Genomic DNA, 17,160 nt, shown 5'->3' with positions numbered 1-17,160 from the left:
TTCTGGCTTCTGGCTTCTGGCTTCTGGCTTCTGGCTTCTGGCTTCTGGCTTCTGGCTTCTGGCAGGCGATTTTAACCTTTTACTGCTGCGTTCAAAAATTTATGCCACAATTTTGCTATTATGTTCAGTAAGTTCTGTTGCTGAGAAGCTGTTTATGAAAACCAAATCCGTAACGCTCGATGATGTCGCACATTACGCGGGTGTATCCTATCAGACTGTTTCTCGCGTATTAAATCAGGCTCCGAATGTCTCAGACAAAACCAGAGCTAAAATAGAACAGGCAATGGCAGCACTGCACTATGTACCCAATCGCGTTGCCCAACAGCTGGCTGGTAAGAACAGCTGTACACTTGGGTTAGTCACAACCGATTTATCTTTACATGCGCCATCGCAGATTGCCTCTGCAATAAAGATAAAAGCCCGCCAATTAGGTTTTAGCGTCGTCATCGCCATGATTGATCATTTTGACGAGCAGGCCTGCCAGCGCGCTGTGAATGAACTCCTGGCTCAGCGAGTTGAGGGGATATTAATCAATGCGCCACTAACTCAGCAGCAAAGCGCAGAAATAACCCATCAATGCACCAATGTTCCCGTCATATTTCTGGACGTTGATCCGCAATCAACCGCTCATAGCGTGGTTTTTGACCCGTTTCATGGCGCCAGGCAAGGTGCCGAACATTTATTGGCGTTAGGGCATCAGAAAATAGTTCTGATCGCAGGCTCTAAAGACACAATTTCCTCCCAACTGCGCTATCAAGGCTGGTTAACCACATTAGCCTTGAGCGGCCTAAAGCCTCAGAAAGTGTTCTATGGAGACTGGAGCGCACACAGTGGCTATCTTTGCGCAAAATCCCTTTTACAAAGCGGCACCTCTTTTACCGCTATTCTGGTTGCCAGTGACCAGATGGCTTTGGGGGTTTTACGCGCCCTCCAGGAACAAGGTCTCAGCATTCCAAAAGATGTTTCCATAGTTGGATACGACGACACCGACGATAGTGCCTATTTTCACCCCCCTTTAACGACCGTCAGACAAGATTTTCGTCAGCTAGGCGAGAAAAGCCTGCAACAATTGGTCGCGTTACTGCGAACTAGCCATGGCATCCAGCTAAACTCTCTGCTTTTAAGCCCTGAACTTGTGCTTCGTCAAACAACAGCCCCAGTAAATAACGTTCCAATCATGTCACAAACTACACCACAAGAGCTTGCGGAACACAAATAGCGAATCGTCTGGGTACCTTGTAGTTCGAAATAAAATTACGTGTTATTGGCACACATATCATCAGCCATAAATAAATTTTACGAACCTTCTCGGAAAAAATTTTACGATTTTTTGCATAACCAAAAATAAATGCGATCTCACTCGCTTATTCATTTTTTACCCGTTTACAAGCGATTCCTTCCCCTTCAAGGTAAGCAAAACAAGAAATGTGAGCGCATAACATTTGTGTGGCTATATTTATGCGATTCAGTGTCGCCTATCGACTAAATGCAAGCCCCGATAATCAAACGGAAAAAGAAGGCTGAAAATGAATGCAGAGATAAGGCAAGGTAATCGAGAGAAATCACTGGCAAATATACTGTCTCGACGTGACTGGGAAAACCCAGGTATCACTCAATATAATCGACTGGATGCACATTCTCCCTTTCGCAGCTGGCGTGATGTTACTCAGGCTCGTGATGATACCGATTCGGCAAGTCTGCATTCTCTAAATGGATATTGGCATTTCAGTTATTTTGACCGCCCTGAGGCCGTTCCCGAGGATTGGATTACTCAGGACTTACCTAAATCAACTCTTTTACCTGTACCTTCAAATTGGCAGTTATTTGGTTTTGATACACCTATTTATACTAACGTCCAATATCCGATACCTGTTAATCCACCCTATGTACCTGACTTAAATCCCACGGGGTGTTATTCAACTGAATTCATGCTCAATCCCGACTGGCCAGCATCCGGTCAAACCCGCATCATTTTCGACGGTGTAAACTCGGCTTTTCACCTGTGGTGTAACGGCAACTGGGTTGGATATTCGCAAGACAGCCGCCTGCCTGCTGAATTCGATATTAGTCCCTATCTTCAAACCGGAAGTAACCGCATTGCCGTGTTGGTCTTGCGCTGGAGTGATGGCAGCTATCTTGAAGATCAGGACATGTGGCGTATGAGCGGGATTTTCCGCGACGTGACGTTGCTGCATAAACCAGATATCCATCTGTCTAATATCCAGATTAAGACACTAATGGCACCTGGTTTTCGCTCCGCGGAGCTCTCCGTTATGGCGGCGATCAATTTGCCTCTATTGCAACCTCATATTGCCGACAATTATTTGATAAAGGCTCAGCTTTGGCTAAATGATGTTCTGATTGGGCAGCAAGAACAGGACATGGGGAGCAAAACAATTGATGAACGAGGTAACTATCCGGAACGTGTCGAATTGGTACTACCGGTAGAATCGCCCCACTTATGGAGCGCAGAACAACCTACACTTTATCGCGTTGTTGTTGCTCTCAAGTCTTTGGATCAAGAAATCATTGAGGCGGAAGCTTATGACATAGGTTTTAGGAAAATCGAAATTGATAAAGGGCTACTCAAACTAAACGGCAAACCCTTGCTTATCCGGGGAGTCAATCGTCATGAGCATCATCCGCTGACAGGCCAGACCATAGATGAAGCTACTATGCGTCAGGATATTCAGTTAATGAAACGGCATAATTTCAATGCCGTTCGCTGCTCTCATTACCCAAATCACCCGCTGTGGTATCGTTTATGCGACCAACTGGGCCTTTATGTGGTCGATGAGGCTAATATTGAAACTCACGGGATGCAACCGATGAGCCGACTGTCTGACGATCCACGTTGGCTCAATGCATTCAGTGAACGCGTCACTCGGATGGTACAACGAGACCGTAATCATACCTGCATTATCATCTGGTCCCTTGGTAATGAGTCAGGCCATGGCGCAACTCACGATGCGCTATATCGCTGGATCAAAACTAACGATCCAACCCGTCCTGTTCAATATGAAGGTGGCGGAGCCAATACTGCCGCTACCGATATTCTCTGTCCGATGTATGCCAGAGTGGATCAAGACCAACCTTTTGATGCCGTGCCTAAGTGGTCGATAAAAAAATGGATTGGTCTACCCGAAGAGCCCCGGCCATTAATTCTTTGTGAATATGCGCACGCGATGGGGAATAGTTTTGGTGGTTTTGATCGTTACTGGCAGGCCTTCCGGCAGCATCCACGCTTACAAGGGGGGTTCGTTTGGGATTGGGTTGATCAAAGTCTGACTCGCCATGATGAAAACGGGCAAGCCTACTGGGCCTACGGTGGCGATTTTGGTGATACTCCTAACGACCGCCAATTTTGTATGAACGGATTGGTTTTCCCTGATAGAACTCCCCATCCTAGCCTTTATGAAGCACAGCGAGCGCAGCAGTTCTTTCAATTTACGCTTGTCAGCACCACCCCACTCATAGTGGAAGTAACCAGTGAATTTCTATTCCGTCATACTGACAATGAACATTTTTACTGGCGACTAGAACTGGATGGAGAAATAATTCAGCATGGAAATATACCTATTGTTATCGCCCCAGAGCTAAGCCAAAAGCTAGAGTTAGGATCATTACCAGCTCCCCTAAAGTTACAAGGTGAATTGTGGCTACACGTTGAGATTAAACAACCAACCGCTACCCAGTGGTCTGAAGAAGACCACAAGTCAGCGTGGCACCAATGGAAATTACCTACCATTCTGCCTTCATTAACCCACGCATCGAACACCGCATCGAAGCAAAATATCTCCGTGATTGGACATCCTCAACTTACATCTAATGAGCAATATTGGATTGTTGAAAATAATCGTCAGCGTTGGTTATTCGATCGACAAAGTGGTTTATTAGAACAGTGGTTAATTAATGAAAAACCGCTTTTACTTACTCCGCTTCAGGATCAGTTTATTCGCGCTCCATTAGATAATGATATTGGTATCAGCGAAACGACGCGGATTGATCCAAATGCCTGGGTTGAGCGCTGGAAACAGGCCGGAATGTATCAACTTGATCGCCGTTGTATCTCAATACATGCCAGCACAATGTCTAATGGCGTATTGATAACCGCAGATTATGAGTATAACGCTCCTCAAGGAGGTTTATTAAAAAGCCGTTGGGTCTATCATTTCAATGAACAAAATCAGATGAAAATTGAAGTCAATGTTACGCGGGCCTCAGGCTCACCATCTCCAGCCCGGATAGGCATGTGCTGCCAACTGAATCTTATCGAGTCGCAAGTAAGTTGGCTTGGGCTGGGTCCACATGAAAATTATCCAGATCGCCAACTATCTGCGACTTTCAGCCAATGGACTTTGCCTCTTGAATCGCTACACACTCCCTATACGTTCCCTAGTGAGAATGGCCTGCGTTGTAACACCCGCAGTTTAAGCTATGGCAATTTACAACTAACAGGTAACTTCCATTTCGGGATTAGTCGCTACGGCTTGCAACAATTGATGGAAACATCACATCAACATCTGCTGAAACATGAAAAAGGGACTTGGTTAAACATCGATGGTTACCACATGGGCGTTGGTGGGGACGATTCTTGGAGTCCCAGTGTCAATGATGATTTCCTACTGAATGCAGAAAACTATCATTACCAAGTCTGCTGGCAGTTCAAATAATTAAGTAAACTAAGCCGGCTTTTTTATGGAGCAAGGTTTAGGATTTATACCTATATAACGGCCTATGGGTTTACCCATACAATTAAAATGATCCAGAGTATCTCTTAGTCCTGTAGTTATTCATTTTTAGCACTTTTATGCGCCCACCCTATTGGGCGCCTTTTTTATTTATTACTTTCTGTCGTACCTTACTTTTCACATCTGACTCGCACTCTACGAATGGATTATTCTCACAATGAGGATAATATGGTCAGCACTCAGAGGGGTTTATTAAACTATTAACCTTTTCTGTAAATCAGAAGCCATTGGCTACTCAATGAGTTCGCCATAACTAAAGAGGAATGATATGTCTTCAATAACCTCCGATAGTCGCATGGTTGCGATAGAAATAACCCAATTTGGCCCACCTTCCGTCTTGATGGCAGGGAAACGCCCTATCCCTACACCAGATGAAGGGCAAATTTTAGTCAAAGTTGCGGCTGCCGGCGTTAACCGGCCCGATGTTCTGCAACGTCGCGGCCTGTATGCCCCACCACCGGGCGCATCAGACATTCCGGGTTTAGAAATTTCAGGCGAAGTTGTGGCCTTAGGACAGAAAACATCCCGATTCAAGATGGGCGACAAAGTTTGCGGCCTGATCGCAGGCGGCGGTTATGCTGAATATTGTGTGATACACGAAACAAACGCCCTCCCGGTTCCGGAAGGATTATCAATGATCGAGGCGGCGGCGTTACCCGAAACCTTTTTCACCGTCTGGGCTAATTTATTTCAGCGCGGCGGCTTAAAAGCAGGAGAAACCGTGCTGATACACGGTGGTTCCTCAGGCATTGGTACAACCTCAACCATGCTAAGCAAAGCTTTTGGCGCAGCCAAAATAATTGTCACCGTCGGATCGGAAGATAAGCGAGAAGCTTGCCTGGCAATGGGCGCCGATGTAGCGATTAACTACCGTACTCAGGATTTTGTGGCTGAAACAAAATTAGCCACTGAAGGCAACGGTGCCGACGTCATTGTCGATCTCATCGCTGGTGACTATGTAGCACGCAATTATGAAGCCGCTGCGATGAATGGCAGAATTGTACAAATAGGTACGCAAAATGGTCCTGCTAAAGATCTGAACTTGATGCCGATGCTATTAAAACGCCTGACACATACCGGCTCGACGCTACGTTCACGAACCGTGGCAGAAAAAGCAATCATTGCAGAAGAGTTACAACTAAAAATTTGGCCATTGATAGAGAAAGGGAAGCTAAAACCACAGGTTTTTGCGACCTTCCCTATCAAGGAGGCCACCGCCGCACATGAGTTAATGGAAGCGAGCACTCATATTGGTAAAATTGTACTCACGTTCTAACCTCAAATAGTCACCCCGTGCTTGATAAAACAAGTAGAGCGTTCAATCTCATCAGGTTCTACGCTCTACTAAATTTTAGCTCAGTAAAGCAGGGAATTACGTCGTCACCAGCAGGTGATAACAGTGTTCAAAAACTCACGATACGCAGAAACTGCCTATAACAGTTAGGTCAGGTAATTCATCGAACTGATATACTTGAGGACGCATTTCTCGTGCTAATCTATAGCAATAGATAATAATTTTATCCGACTCATCTGCAATTACAAGGTCATCGCAATGGATATAATAAAAGAAATACTCATTGAAGACATTGAGAAAATCAATAAAAAAGAAAACCGGAATGGTCGTCTTGACTTTAATATTGAGTTCATTCATAAACATCCGTATTTGTGTTTGGCAATGCTGATTTCATATTTCTTTGTTTTAATTCTGATGCTTTTAACACCTTATTTTGGTACTTATTACGTTATTGGTTTTACTGCATTTTTTGTCATCATGTCAGCAATTTTATTGATGGAAATAAAGCCGATATTTAAATTTGAAGACATTGGTGTACTCGACCTCCGCGTTTGCTATAACGGCGAATGGTTTTTCAGCCGCGCTCTGTCTCCAGAAGCAGTGGCTAAATTGCTTGAAAATAAAAATATCAATGATGACTTTAAAAATAAAATTAAACGCATCATAGAAAATAAAGGCGAAATCGATTTCTACGATGTTTACGATCTGGCCTACTCAAAAAAGCAAGTCTCCTCGATTACTGACTCGAGAATCGTGCCTGTCTAATAAGATGATATGTACCTGATAAAAAAAGCCTTGATTATCAGGGCTTTTTTATGTCCATATTTATTAGAACCAATCACAGTTCAGTTAACATATTAATATTTCACTACATTAATTCAATTTTTCTACGTTTCTTAGCCTAAGGAATACAATACGTCGTCTATCGCCATCCTCTCTAAAACAACCTTATCTAGCACCATGATGCTCAGCTCATTGAGCATCATTGTCCTCAGAAAATTCAGAACCAAAATCACCTAATGGGACACTCTGCATAAGTGCCACTCCATTACTTGCTCTGCCACTAACCGGAATGTTCTGTTTGCTCGCAATTCGCCACAAAAGTGCAATTAATTGTTTAAAAAAAGTTATATTATTTATCACTGACTAAAATAATCTAGGCCGGATATCTGATGAATTCTAACTCTATCGCCCCAGATCCGATGATTCTCACTCTCCCTCACCAACATTGGGGCAAGAATGAGCATGTCATTCCCGATGCAATTGAAGCCTTAGAACAGGGAAAAGTTCTTTTTTTACCGAATCTGGCTTTCCCGTTAAGCTCACAAGAGAAGCAATTACTGAACCCAGCGCTGGTCGATATAAAACGCAAAAACATCAGTTTCAAACCTCTGGAAGGTGAACTTACTGGTGTGACAGATGAAAGTAAAATCGAGCTAACGCGCCAGCTGCTTGAGCGCTATTATCAACACTGCGTTAGTCTATTAGGACAATTATTACCTGAATATACCCATGCCCTACGCAGCCCAACTAACAGCCTAAGGCTGCATCCAGTCGCCGCATGGCGGGACAAAACGTCCTGGCGCAAAGATGATAGCCGTTTACACGTTGATGCTTTCCCCTCGAGGCCTAATTACGGTGAGCGGATTATTCGTATTTTCACCAATATTAATCCCCACGGTGAAAATCGCTCTTGGCGAGTAGGTGAAGATTTTCAGCAATTAGCGAGCCGTTATCTGCCAAAACTCGATCGCTACTCACCTATTAGCAGTTGGTTACAGCATAAAGTTGGTATCACCAAACTCCGACGCAGCCATTACGATCATTTAATGTTGCAGCTACACGATAAAATGAAATCTGACGCAGATTATCAGCAAAATGGCCAACAAGTTGCGATCGAATTTCCGCCTGGTAGCAGTTGGATTTGTTTTTCAGATCAAACACCACATGCCGCAATGGGAGGCCAATATATGCTGGAACAGACCTTCCTATTACCGGTAAAGGGTATGAAACACCCAGAGCAGTCCCCGTTGAAAATTCTTGAAGCGCTCACTGGCCAACGATTGATCTAGCTATTTCGCTTATCCAATCCCTTCAGCTCGATTAACTGGAATGGCGCTGGTTTTTTCGAATAGAAGTCTTTGCCGCCCTCAGTCTTGATAGACGAGGGCGTTTCTTTATAAAAATTCCCACGTCGCTGTTTGCTCTATTCTCTTTGAGATTAGCCCTGCGAATTCTAACGTGCTTAAACAGGCTGTGATAAATTAATTCAGTGGAATGATTTTTACGAAGAATACCGTAGCAATGAAAGTTGTCACTAACCTGAAAAATAGCACAAAAAAACGGCTCCTAGTCATAGGAGCCGTCATAGTACCGTAGTTTAAGGATCGATCTAAGGATCTCCAAACTTGGTATCTCGCGCAAAGCGTTCTTTATTTGGGCAATTCATATCAGAGCAAAAACCGGGGATTTCTAACCTGATAATTAGCCGTTATTGCCTGTCTTTACAGGGCAACAACATTGGCCGCCGAAGGCCCTTTCGCGCCGTTCTCAATCGAGAACTCTACGCGCTGACCTTCATCCAGCGTTTTAAAATCGTTGCTCTGGATAGCAGAGAAATGCACGAATACATCTTTGCCACCGTCTGCTGGGGTAATAAAACCAAAGCCTTTACCCGCGTCAAACCATTTTACTAAACCAGTCATTTTATTAGACATAGCGATACTTCCTTTATTTATTTAAGCTGCCATAAGGCAAGAGAGGTCTGTCTTTCAGTTATTTCTTATGGGGCACTTAAGAAGGAGTTTCGCGGTGAAGAGGTATCTATTGAGGATAACGCTAATACTGTGAACTGCTTTACTAAAACTGCTTTCATAAGGTCTGTGTTCCAAACCGATGACGCATTAAACCAGTACGGCTCATAAATAGCAAGCTAATATATCACACTAATAGCATATAAGTTTGTTTACAGATAAAAATCAGTCATTTGAACTATACATTTTTGTTAAGTCAGACCATAAGTCGAGATGGTTAATAACCGAAAGTCATCACTGAACACCCTAATCCAATGACTCATACGTACCAAACCTGATTTAAACTCGTTGTGCTTATGCTCTGCAATCCTTGTTACCTTCTATAAAGCTTTTTTAATAGCAATCCGGCAGTCAGACCTTTCCTTTCTGGTTGCATATCCATTCGCTGTTGGGTCAGTAGATAAAACTCAGCTATAAAAAATTAAAAATTTTTGATCTGAGGCAAAGAAATTAGGGGCGTGATAAGTAGCCTATAGCCGCAAATTGACAGGATTAACTGGAGGTCAATATGGTTAAAGTCTATGACAGAAATAGAAACCAAATTCGCCCTGGGCATCGCGTTATGGTCGCACAGTCAGGTTTGATTGATGTTGCGAAGGCAATACATGCTGATGGACTCTCTGATATTGAGGCCGAGCGCGCTCAGTGTGTTGAGTTACAACACGCCTGCGAACGTTATGTGCCTTTTGATCTAGTTCGTCTTGGCCAATAACGTCCTTAATAAGATTTCAATCTCTCATCTGACTTTACTCTCGTAACCACCAATAAGGCCGCCTGCATTACAGTGGCCTTATTGGTTTATTACGCCGCTATCACTTATGGCAGATTACAGGCCGGCTCAATAGCCTCGACGACTTTCTTCTGGAACGTCGCTAAGCGGCACAGTTTATTTTCACCTTCATTTTCGCAACCAGGAATATCGATGCTAACCATTCCGGCTGGGTTAATCGACAAATCCAACTTCTCCATATTTCTCAGCTGATTTAGCGTTTGGTAGAACATTTTAATCGCCACGAAGCTTTGTCCATGCTGATCTCGCCAACGTTCAAAAACTAATCCACCTCCCGGAGGGGTATTATCCGGCTGCAGCGGTAATGTCCAATTTAAACCCAGCATTCCGGCAACATTTGCAATATTGGTATCGTGGCCACCTAGAATAAATACCGCATTGTTATCGGGTAATTGAGTATTGCTTAGCGTTTTTTTAGTCGCGGGCTGTTTATCTAGCCCAGCCTTTCCCTGCTCAGGCTGTAAAAGCGCCACATTTATCTGTTGTAATAAAGGAGTTCCTTTATGCTGTGCTATATAAGGAGTTTTGGCCATGAGATCGAATTGCGAGTTATGCAAAAGCATCAGAGTCTGCCAATCCTCTCTCGTCAGCAAACGATGCCAGGCCACTATCGGCATACCCTGCGAGTTTTGTAGCAGAAATATTTCAGCCAGCGTAGAAGACAAAGCAACCGGGCCACTCAATGAAGCCTTGCTGCCTTCCTGATTTACCTGAACTTCGTTAGGTGATAGATCGGCAAAATTACAATCCATCCCTTGCTTTTCCATTTTCTGACAATATGGGGAAGCAGAAAAATTGAGTACCTTCCCCATTAAGGCCAGGGATTTAGCATAACGTTGACTTAATGTCGTGATAGGTGCGCCAAGCTTCTTTTCTATTGCTTCCTGCGTTTTTTTTGCATTTAAAGCGCAGATACCAGCCTCAACGGGATGAAACAAGGGATCGATCTGCTTTAAGTTCTTCTGATGAAATATTTTAAATCCACACTGGGGAGCAATTCCGTCTATTAACGCCTGACCAGTTAATAAAGTACGCTGGTCAATATCTGAATAAACGTAAACCTGCCCCTCAGCCGGGCATCTTTCCTTCGGCAATAATCCGGTATGACGGAAATATTGTCCGTAGAAGTGTCCCATTATCTTAACTAGCTGCTCACCTCTTGGCGTAAGATACCCAGCTTTGACCGGCCATTCGGGCCATTTATCGGGCGTGACCTCATTCATCAATTCCGTTTGCTTAGTTGGCGATCGCACGCCATGGCGGCTCAATATCACCACTTTTTCCAGCGTATATCCCACTTCTTCCGCCACTACTTTTGGGATAGTTATAGCACTGCCGATAAATGTTAATATCATTGCAGATAAGCTTAGCTTCCGCTTTATCGTTATCATTCCCCCGCTCCACTCATAATAAACTTTATCACGAGGAGTATGGTTGAGAACTGTGATTACAACAACATGATTCACTAATATATTTAAAATGCGAATGTATATTATTTTTTATTAATGAATTTGCCCCATGTTAGATAATGACATGCTTTGTTATTTATAGCCGGCTTCTGTAACCTCCTTACTATTAAGGTGATGCAATTGTTGCATCTTCGCTAACATATTAATAATTTCAACTATCCAATTCATTCTGGTCTTATATTTAATTTAAAAGCCAATGCAAAATGCAAAATGCAAAATGCAAAATGCAAAATGCAAAATGCAAAATGCAAAATGCAAAATGCAAAATGCAAAATGCAAAATGCAAAATGCAAAATGCAAAATGCAAAATGCAAAATAATATTGCCAAATTTAAATGGTTAAAATAGCCCCCCTTTAGAATTTCGTGTAATCTATGATTTACAATTTAAACAAAAGTTTACAGATAAGAAAAGCAATCCATACATGGAATATGACAATGAAACTATTTAAATTATTGATTATTAACTAATTTATTTTATTTAAAATCACCTTGGCCTATTGATGATTACCTGTCATCATCAATATATATAGAATTTCCTTTCTGATATTGACCAATGAACTTATTTGGGTTCAGAATATTCCTGCTAACAAGGGTTTTTTAGCGTAAATATAAATTGTCCTTGGCAAGGTAGAGATAAAAAGGAAAACAGTATGTTTAATAATTCATTTAAAAAAATCGCACTGACAAGCCTATTACTCTCCGCTGCTGCAACCACCTTCGCAGCAACGACTCCCGCAGATATGACTTGTAAAGAGTTCCTTGACTTAAATCCTAAATCTTACACCCCAGTTGTATTTTGGGTGTTAAATGACACCACGGAATATAAGCAAGGTGACTATGTAGATTTCCAGGAAACTGACACGCTAGTCACACCGAAAGTCGTTGAAGTTTGCAAGAAATCTCCAGAGAAAAAAGTAACCGACCTCAAACAAGACATTTTGTCATTCGCTAAAAAACACATGTAGTAAAAAAGCACTCACCTAATAATGGGTGAGTGCTTTTCTTTTTATAATACTATTTTTAGTTACTGACTAAAGCAGCCAGACTTTTCACCTTAAATTATTACCAGGCCTTCACTGCATCGCCATGGTAAATTTTATCTGCTGCGGCCACGACTTCATTGGTTTGATAAGCTTTAACCAGATTTTTGATTTTCTCGCTGTCTTTATTATCTTCACGAGCGACAATAATATTGACGTACGGCGAGTCTTTATCTTCTACAAACAGACCGTCTTTCTTAGGCGTTAGGCCAATCTGACTCGAATAATTAGTGTTAATTACGGCAAGAGCCACGTTTTTATCGTCCAGTGAACGCGGGAGCTGCGCGGCCTCAATCTCGACGATTTTCAATTTTTTCGGGTTTTCAGTAATGTCCAGAGAGGTAGGAAGTAAACCAACGCCATCTTTCAGCTTTATCAGCTCAACTTTTTGTAATAACAGCAGCGCACGACCGAGGTTAGTTGGATCATTCGGTACAGCAACCTGAGCATTATCTTTCAATTCAGCCAGCGATTTTATTTTTTTAGAATAGCCAGCAATAGGATAAACAAAGGTAGTACCAACAACCGCTAATTTATAGCCCCGCTCCGCAGTCTGGCGATCCAGATAAGGCCGGTGCTGGAATGAATTAGCATCTATATCGCCAGTGCTTAACGCTTCATTCGGTAAGACATAATCCGTAAATGTCACCACTTCCACATCGAGATTGTATTTATCTTTAGCCGTTTTTTTGACCACATCCCAAAGAGGCTGATCGATACCTGCGCTAATACCAACTTTTATATGATTATCGTTCTTTTTATCCGGGCTACATCCGGTCAAAATTAAAGCACCGAATAACGAAAGGGCTATTGTCGAATATCTTAATGTCTGCTTCATCCGATGCTATTCCTTAATTAAAAATTAATTGCGATTCTTATCTATGCTATACGGTGCTGGATTGGCTGGTTCAAAATAATATTACATATAAAATCTTAAACAACATAGATGAATAATGTATATCTTAATACCTAATTTGCATGCATTTTCATCAAGTTAAGCCACGACCTATCTGGCTAATTTTCGAGCGATACCGTGCAAATATCTCAATGAATAAAAAAAACTGGGAAATGGAGCTAAATTGTTTGCTATAGATAGGCCTAGAGTGTCTCATCGATATCGTTGACCGATGATCTACATAACTAAATACATCCCTCCGGTTGAGGGAAATAACCGAAGTGCCATTAGTAATCTATTGTTGATTGAGAATAATGCAATAGGGTGGGATTAACTATTCCTGTTTATTAAACAACAAAGCCTCGTTCAAGCGAGGCCTTCTAGTAGAAATACTGGCTAATTTATTAACCTTATTTAGTTCATTTTAAATATTTCGTGCGTACGTCAGTTGTTTTTATCTTTATAGACCAACGATTGCCATAGGATAACGTAGTTCCAAAGGATATTTGCACTCTTGTTGATTCAAACCATGACAGCAAAACCGAAACATTAGCTCAGTTCTTATGTTGAGATTTCCGTTTATCGCGTAACTCTAGTTTATGTGTATACATAGAAGAATCTGCAACAGCTAGTAATGCTTTTATTGTAGTGAACTTATCAAAATCGCAGTTAGCATAACCCACGCTGAAACAGATATCATACCCTCGTCGTTCACGACGATTTCTTTGCTCTAAGGCAATTTTAAAGCGACTGAGTATGTCCACCATATCTTTGCAGCTAGATGCCGTCAGTAGCGCCACAAATTCATCTCCCCCTAGGCGGGCAACGATGTCAGTCTCACTGAAGAATAGTTGCAGTTCGTCCGCGAAAGTCATTAAAGCTTTATCACCTTCGGCGTGACCAAAATTATCATTGATCGCTTTAAAATTATTAAGATCAAAAAACACGACGCTGGCCGGAATATTATTATGTACGCAATAAGTTAACGCATGTTGTGCCAATATTTCGAAACCGCGTCTATTGGTCAACTGCGTCAACTCGTCAATAGTAGCCAATTGTACCGCGGCAATTTCTTGCTCAGCCATTTTTGCCAGATCACATAATAGCTGCTGATCGGTTTCATCCAAAGAGCGCGGCTCTACATCAATCAGACACAAAGTGCCCAGCTTACTACCGTTTGGCACCACTAACGGGCAACCCGCATAAAAACGAATGCCCGGTGCATCGATCACCAAGGGATTATCGCAAAAGCGCTGATCGGTTAACGCATCGGGCACCATCAAAATCCCCTCTTCCAAAATCGCATGACCGCAAAACGAGATATCTCGCGATGTTTCCGACTCGGCCAGACCTACGCTGGATTTAAACCACTGGCGGTTAACATCAACCAAGGATATCAAGGCAATAGGGACATTAAATAAGCGTTTTGCTAGCCGAGTGATTCGATCAAAACGTTCTTCGGGAGAAGTATCAAGAATATTATAAGCGAGCAGTGTCGCAATACGAGCGTTCTCATTCGGAGGTTTAGGGGGAATTTGCATCTTCTTATGCTCCTTTAGTTTATCTATTTAGCTTAGCAAAGATAGACCAAGAAACTTGAAGGTAAAGTAAGTTACCGTGATATAAGCAATTAAATTCCATAGGTTAAAGCGATAAGTTATATCACCGCCTGTTAGCAGACTTTTTTTCTATAGCGGTTACAGAAACTTCCAGATTGGGCGCTAAACGTTTTCTGAATAGCCCTGGATATTCCTTACCTATTCTTCCGACAGCAGATTTTTCAAATCAGCAGCAATGGGCGGGCATATCTAGCCAAGTGCGCTTTCTGTCTGAGTAAGCTTTCCGGGTCAAGCGCCTGAGTAATTATTCCTCTAAAATATCAGTATGTAAGAGGGTAGGTTAGATACCAGATTGAATGATTTCATTAGTCGCTTCCGCGCCGTTTTTGAATCCTACGCCTTCTATTGTAGAGATTCTTTTTATTCGCCCCCAAGCGTTAATTATCTCTTAGTCCATATTTAAGTAGCCGCGTGGCTCGCGCTATAGGTTATATGAAAATTCAAAGTCTACTATAATCTAAGTAGTCCTATTGGATTTTACTTATAAACAAAACACCGCTCATCATTTTTACTACCCAAGCACGTAGCCCAGCTAGCCATTTGTGTTACATCGTAGGATAAGCGATTACCGGGCGCTCGAGTGAAATAATATTTCACTGATTTTGGACACCTATTGACCGAATAAAAAAGTGAAGTCGCCCATAAATATGGCAGCCCGACATATCGACAATAGACTAACTGTGATGCGGGTCGCTGAAAAAATCTCGCCTAACTGATTGAATAGTGGCGGAGAGAGAGGGATTTGAACCCTCGGAGGGGTTTCCCCCTCAACGGTTTTCGAGACCGTCCCGTTCAGCCGCTCCGGCATCTCTCCGTGCTTATAGTTGCCATCATGCTCTTTTTTACGGCATGTTTACAACATCCTGCCTTGGTACCCAAGAAATCACATTGCGAGCGACACGATGATGAAGTGGCTGTGGAAAGCAAATCAACCGCAAGCGGAAATGCTGATGCAATGGCATGAAGCACTGGCTATTCCTTTACTTTCTCCATTGGATGAAGCGGAGCAGCAACGGTTAGTCACCGTCGCCAGCCAGATTTTACAGCAGAAACGTATGGTACCTTTGCAGGGCTTGGAGTTAACCGCACTGATGCAGGCTCGTTTGGCGCTGTTATTTGCTCTGCCGGTGATGGAACTCGGTGCGCGGTGGTTAGATGGTTTTCACGAAGTCCTGATCTACCCTGCCCCATTTATCGTAGAAGACGACTGGCAGGATGATCTGGGGCTGGTGCACAGCGGCCAAACGGTGCAGTCGGGACAAAGCTGGGAACAGGGGCCGATTGTTTTAAACTGGCAGGATATTCAAGATTCTTTCGATCTCTCCGGCTTTAATCTGGTGATTCACGAGGCGGCTCACAAATTGGATATGCGCAACGGCGGTAATTCCAACGGCGTCCCTCCCATTCCCATGCGTGACGTCGCGGCGTGGGAATTCGATTTACACCGCGCAATGGATAATATTCAGGACGAGATTGATATGGTCGGCGTTGAGGGAGCCAGTATGGATGCCTATGCCGCTAGCGATCCGGCGGAATGTTTCGCTGTGCTTTCAGAATATTTCTTTAGCGCGCCGGAGCTTTTAGCCTCACGCTTCCCGGCAGTTTATCACCATTTCTGTCGGTTTTATTTGCAAGACCCCCTCGCCCGTCTGAAAAGATGGGAAAGCCAGCTGACAGAGAGCTAACGGTAATTTTTCATCTGATTTCAATATATTGACGAATTTTTCAACGCTAGCATTTGTTTTTCCAACCGAATCTGCATTTTTTGCTCAGATGCTGAGCAAACGCGCATTTCTACTGAATTTAGCGTTGACAGTTCAGGTGCCTCTGGATATTATGCGCCCCGTTCACACGATTCCTCTGTAGTTCAGTCGGTAGAACGGCGGACTGTTAATCCGTATGTCACTGGTTCGAGTCCAGTCAGAGGAGCCATATTAGAGAAGCCCGATTAAGGAAACTTAGTCGGGTTTTTTGCTTTTCATCGGTTATACCGAAAGCCTGCGCTATTTGAAACAGAAAAATCATACGGCCGGTAAACCCAGCCGCACGGCAAAGATACGCCTGTGAAAAGAACGATACCTCTGCTCGATGCCAGTTTTCACGACGGCGGCGCGACCACTTAGCGACCTTCACACGCTATGGGACGGAACCAGTATGGGAGATCTCCGACGACACCGCGCGCAACTGGCTGAAAGAAGCCTTAGGTAATACCCGCAATCTAGGTATTGAGTTCTCCATTGACAGCATATCCCCATACTTTCAGACACAGTTAAGACGGAACTGACCCGTTAGAATTGGTTGCTGGCGTTGGCATTACCCATAAATATAGGAAGCCCCGGAGCCCGTAAAAATATGAGTATCTCGATGAAAAAGGTGAGAAAAGGACGTGGACAGGCCAAGGGAATACACCTAAATGGATCGCTGAACAACTGGCCTGTGGTGAAACACTTTAAGAGTTTGAAATAAAGTATTATCTTGCTTTTATGAG

At 43.1% G+C, this 17,160-nt stretch carries 12 protein-coding genes, 2 tRNA genes and 1 pseudogene; 10 read left to right on the top strand and 5 right to left on the bottom strand.

Going from position 1 to position 17,160, the window contains the following annotated elements:
* Positions 1-154: 154 nt before the first annotated feature.
* The 5 genes from ACQ4OC_RS07110 (at position 155) to ACQ4OC_RS07090 (ending at position 8,117) form a co-directional block, all read left to right on the top strand.
* Positions 155-1,219, top strand: coding sequence for a LacI family DNA-binding transcriptional regulator (locus ACQ4OC_RS07110; protein ID WP_064517589.1), 1,065 nt, complete (start codon positions 155-157; stop codon positions 1,217-1,219).
* A 307-nt stretch (positions 1,220-1,526) separates the two neighbouring features.
* A complete protein-coding gene (locus ACQ4OC_RS07105; RefSeq protein ID WP_430971044.1) occupies positions 1,527-4,673 on the top strand; it encodes a beta-galactosidase in 3,147 nt (1,048 codons plus the stop codon).
* Between the two features lie 346 nt (positions 4,674-5,019).
* The gene (locus ACQ4OC_RS07100) at positions 5,020-6,027 is read left to right on the top strand and encodes an NAD(P)H-quinone oxidoreductase (RefSeq protein ID WP_064517586.1); all 1,008 of its coding nucleotides are present in this window, start codon (positions 5,020-5,022) and stop codon (positions 6,025-6,027) included.
* A gap of 276 nt (positions 6,028-6,303) precedes the next feature.
* Positions 6,304-6,810, top strand: coding sequence for a YlaC family protein (locus ACQ4OC_RS07095; RefSeq protein ID WP_064517584.1), 507 nt, complete (start codon positions 6,304-6,306; stop codon positions 6,808-6,810).
* Positions 6,811-7,217: 407 nt separating this feature from the next.
* Positions 7,218-8,117, top strand: coding sequence for a Kdo hydroxylase family protein (locus ACQ4OC_RS07090; protein ID WP_064517582.1), 900 nt, complete (start codon positions 7,218-7,220; stop codon positions 8,115-8,117).
* 432 nt (positions 8,118-8,549) lie between these two features.
* Here the strand turns inward: ACQ4OC_RS07090 and cspE are convergent, their stop codons facing one another.
* A complete protein-coding gene (gene cspE / locus ACQ4OC_RS07085; protein WP_064517579.1) occupies positions 8,550-8,762 on the bottom strand; it encodes a transcription antiterminator/RNA stability regulator CspE in 213 nt (70 codons plus the stop codon).
* A gap of 604 nt (positions 8,763-9,366) precedes the next feature.
* On the opposite strand from cspE, the gene ydfZ reads away from it, so the two are divergent.
* A complete protein-coding gene (gene ydfZ / locus ACQ4OC_RS07080) occupies positions 9,367-9,570 on the top strand; it encodes a putative selenium delivery protein YdfZ (protein ID WP_049597160.1) in 204 nt (67 codons plus the stop codon).
* A 104-nt stretch (positions 9,571-9,674) separates the two neighbouring features.
* Here the strand turns inward: ydfZ and ACQ4OC_RS07075 are convergent, their stop codons facing one another.
* Positions 9,675-11,039: an AppA family phytase/histidine-type acid phosphatase gene (locus ACQ4OC_RS07075; RefSeq protein ID WP_064517576.1), complete on the bottom strand. Its 1,365-nt coding sequence runs from the start codon at positions 11,037-11,039 to the stop codon at positions 9,675-9,677.
* A 729-nt stretch (positions 11,040-11,768) separates the two neighbouring features.
* Between ACQ4OC_RS07075 and hdeB the strand changes: the two genes are divergently transcribed.
* Positions 11,769-12,083, top strand: a complete 315-nt coding sequence (hdeB, locus tag ACQ4OC_RS07070) for an acid-activated periplasmic chaperone HdeB (protein WP_064517573.1) — start codon at positions 11,769-11,771, stop codon at positions 12,081-12,083.
* 97 nt (positions 12,084-12,180) lie between these two features.
* Here the strand turns inward: hdeB and metQ are convergent, their stop codons facing one another.
* The 3 genes from metQ to ACQ4OC_RS07055 form a co-directional block, all read right to left on the bottom strand.
* On the bottom strand, positions 12,181-12,996 hold the full coding sequence (metQ, locus tag ACQ4OC_RS07065; protein WP_064517570.1) for a methionine ABC transporter substrate-binding lipoprotein MetQ: 816 nt from the start codon (positions 12,994-12,996) through the stop codon (positions 12,181-12,183).
* Between the two features lie 611 nt (positions 12,997-13,607).
* Positions 13,608-14,594, bottom strand: coding sequence for a sensor domain-containing diguanylate cyclase (locus tag ACQ4OC_RS07060; RefSeq protein WP_064517567.1), 987 nt, complete (start codon positions 14,592-14,594; stop codon positions 13,608-13,610).
* Positions 14,595-15,396: 802 nt separating this feature from the next.
* Positions 15,397-15,486 (bottom strand) — tRNA-Ser (locus ACQ4OC_RS07055).
* 88 nt (positions 15,487-15,574) lie between these two features.
* Between ACQ4OC_RS07055 and mtfA the strand changes: the two genes are divergently transcribed.
* The 3 genes and pseudogenes from mtfA to ACQ4OC_RS07040 form a co-directional block, all read left to right on the top strand.
* Entirely contained in the window at positions 15,575-16,357 is a 783-nt protein-coding gene (gene mtfA, locus ACQ4OC_RS07050; protein ID WP_430971043.1) for a DgsA anti-repressor MtfA, read from the top strand.
* A 171-nt stretch (positions 16,358-16,528) separates the two neighbouring features.
* Positions 16,529-16,604: transfer RNA gene (locus tag ACQ4OC_RS07045), tRNA-Asn, on the top strand.
* Positions 16,605-17,032: 428 nt separating this feature from the next.
* A pseudogene (locus ACQ4OC_RS07040) lies at positions 17,033-17,125 on the top strand (H-NS family nucleoid-associated regulatory protein); the annotation flags it as partial.
* Positions 17,126-17,160 lie beyond the last annotated feature (35 nt).

Origin of the sequence: Yersinia sp. J1 (genome assembly GCF_050586585.1) — a bacterium.
Classification (GTDB): Bacteria; Pseudomonadota; Gammaproteobacteria; order Enterobacterales; family Enterobacteriaceae; genus Yersinia; species Yersinia entomophaga.
Note: the sequence above shows the minus strand (reverse complement) of the source record. Positions and strands in the feature narration are given on the sequence as shown.

Coding starts and splice junctions, on each gene's coding strand:
- ACQ4OC_RS07110 (WP_064517589.1), top strand. CDS start 155: ATGAAAACCAAATCCGTAACGCTCGATGATGTCGCACATTACGCGGGT.
- ACQ4OC_RS07105 (WP_430971044.1), top strand. CDS start 1,527: ATGAATGCAGAGATAAGGCAAGGTAATCGAGAGAAATCACTGGCAAAT.
- ACQ4OC_RS07100 (WP_064517586.1), top strand. CDS start 5,020: ATGTCTTCAATAACCTCCGATAGTCGCATGGTTGCGATAGAAATAACC.
- ACQ4OC_RS07095 (WP_064517584.1), top strand. CDS start 6,304: ATGGATATAATAAAAGAAATACTCATTGAAGACATTGAGAAAATCAAT.
- ACQ4OC_RS07090 (WP_064517582.1), top strand. CDS start 7,218: ATGAATTCTAACTCTATCGCCCCAGATCCGATGATTCTCACTCTCCCT.
- cspE (WP_064517579.1), bottom strand. CDS start 8,762: ATGTCTAATAAAATGACTGGTTTAGTAAAATGGTTTGACGCGGGTAAA.
- ydfZ (WP_049597160.1), top strand. CDS start 9,367: ATGGTTAAAGTCTATGACAGAAATAGAAACCAAATTCGCCCTGGGCAT.
- ACQ4OC_RS07075 (WP_064517576.1), bottom strand. CDS start 11,039: ATGATAACGATAAAGCGGAAGCTAAGCTTATCTGCAATGATATTAACA.
- hdeB (WP_064517573.1), top strand. CDS start 11,769: ATGTTTAATAATTCATTTAAAAAAATCGCACTGACAAGCCTATTACTC.
- metQ (WP_064517570.1), bottom strand. CDS start 12,996: ATGAAGCAGACATTAAGATATTCGACAATAGCCCTTTCGTTATTCGGT.
- ACQ4OC_RS07060 (WP_064517567.1), bottom strand. CDS start 14,594: ATGCAAATTCCCCCTAAACCTCCGAATGAGAACGCTCGTATTGCGACA.
- mtfA (WP_430971043.1), top strand. CDS start 15,575: ATGATGAAGTGGCTGTGGAAAGCAAATCAACCGCAAGCGGAAATGCTG.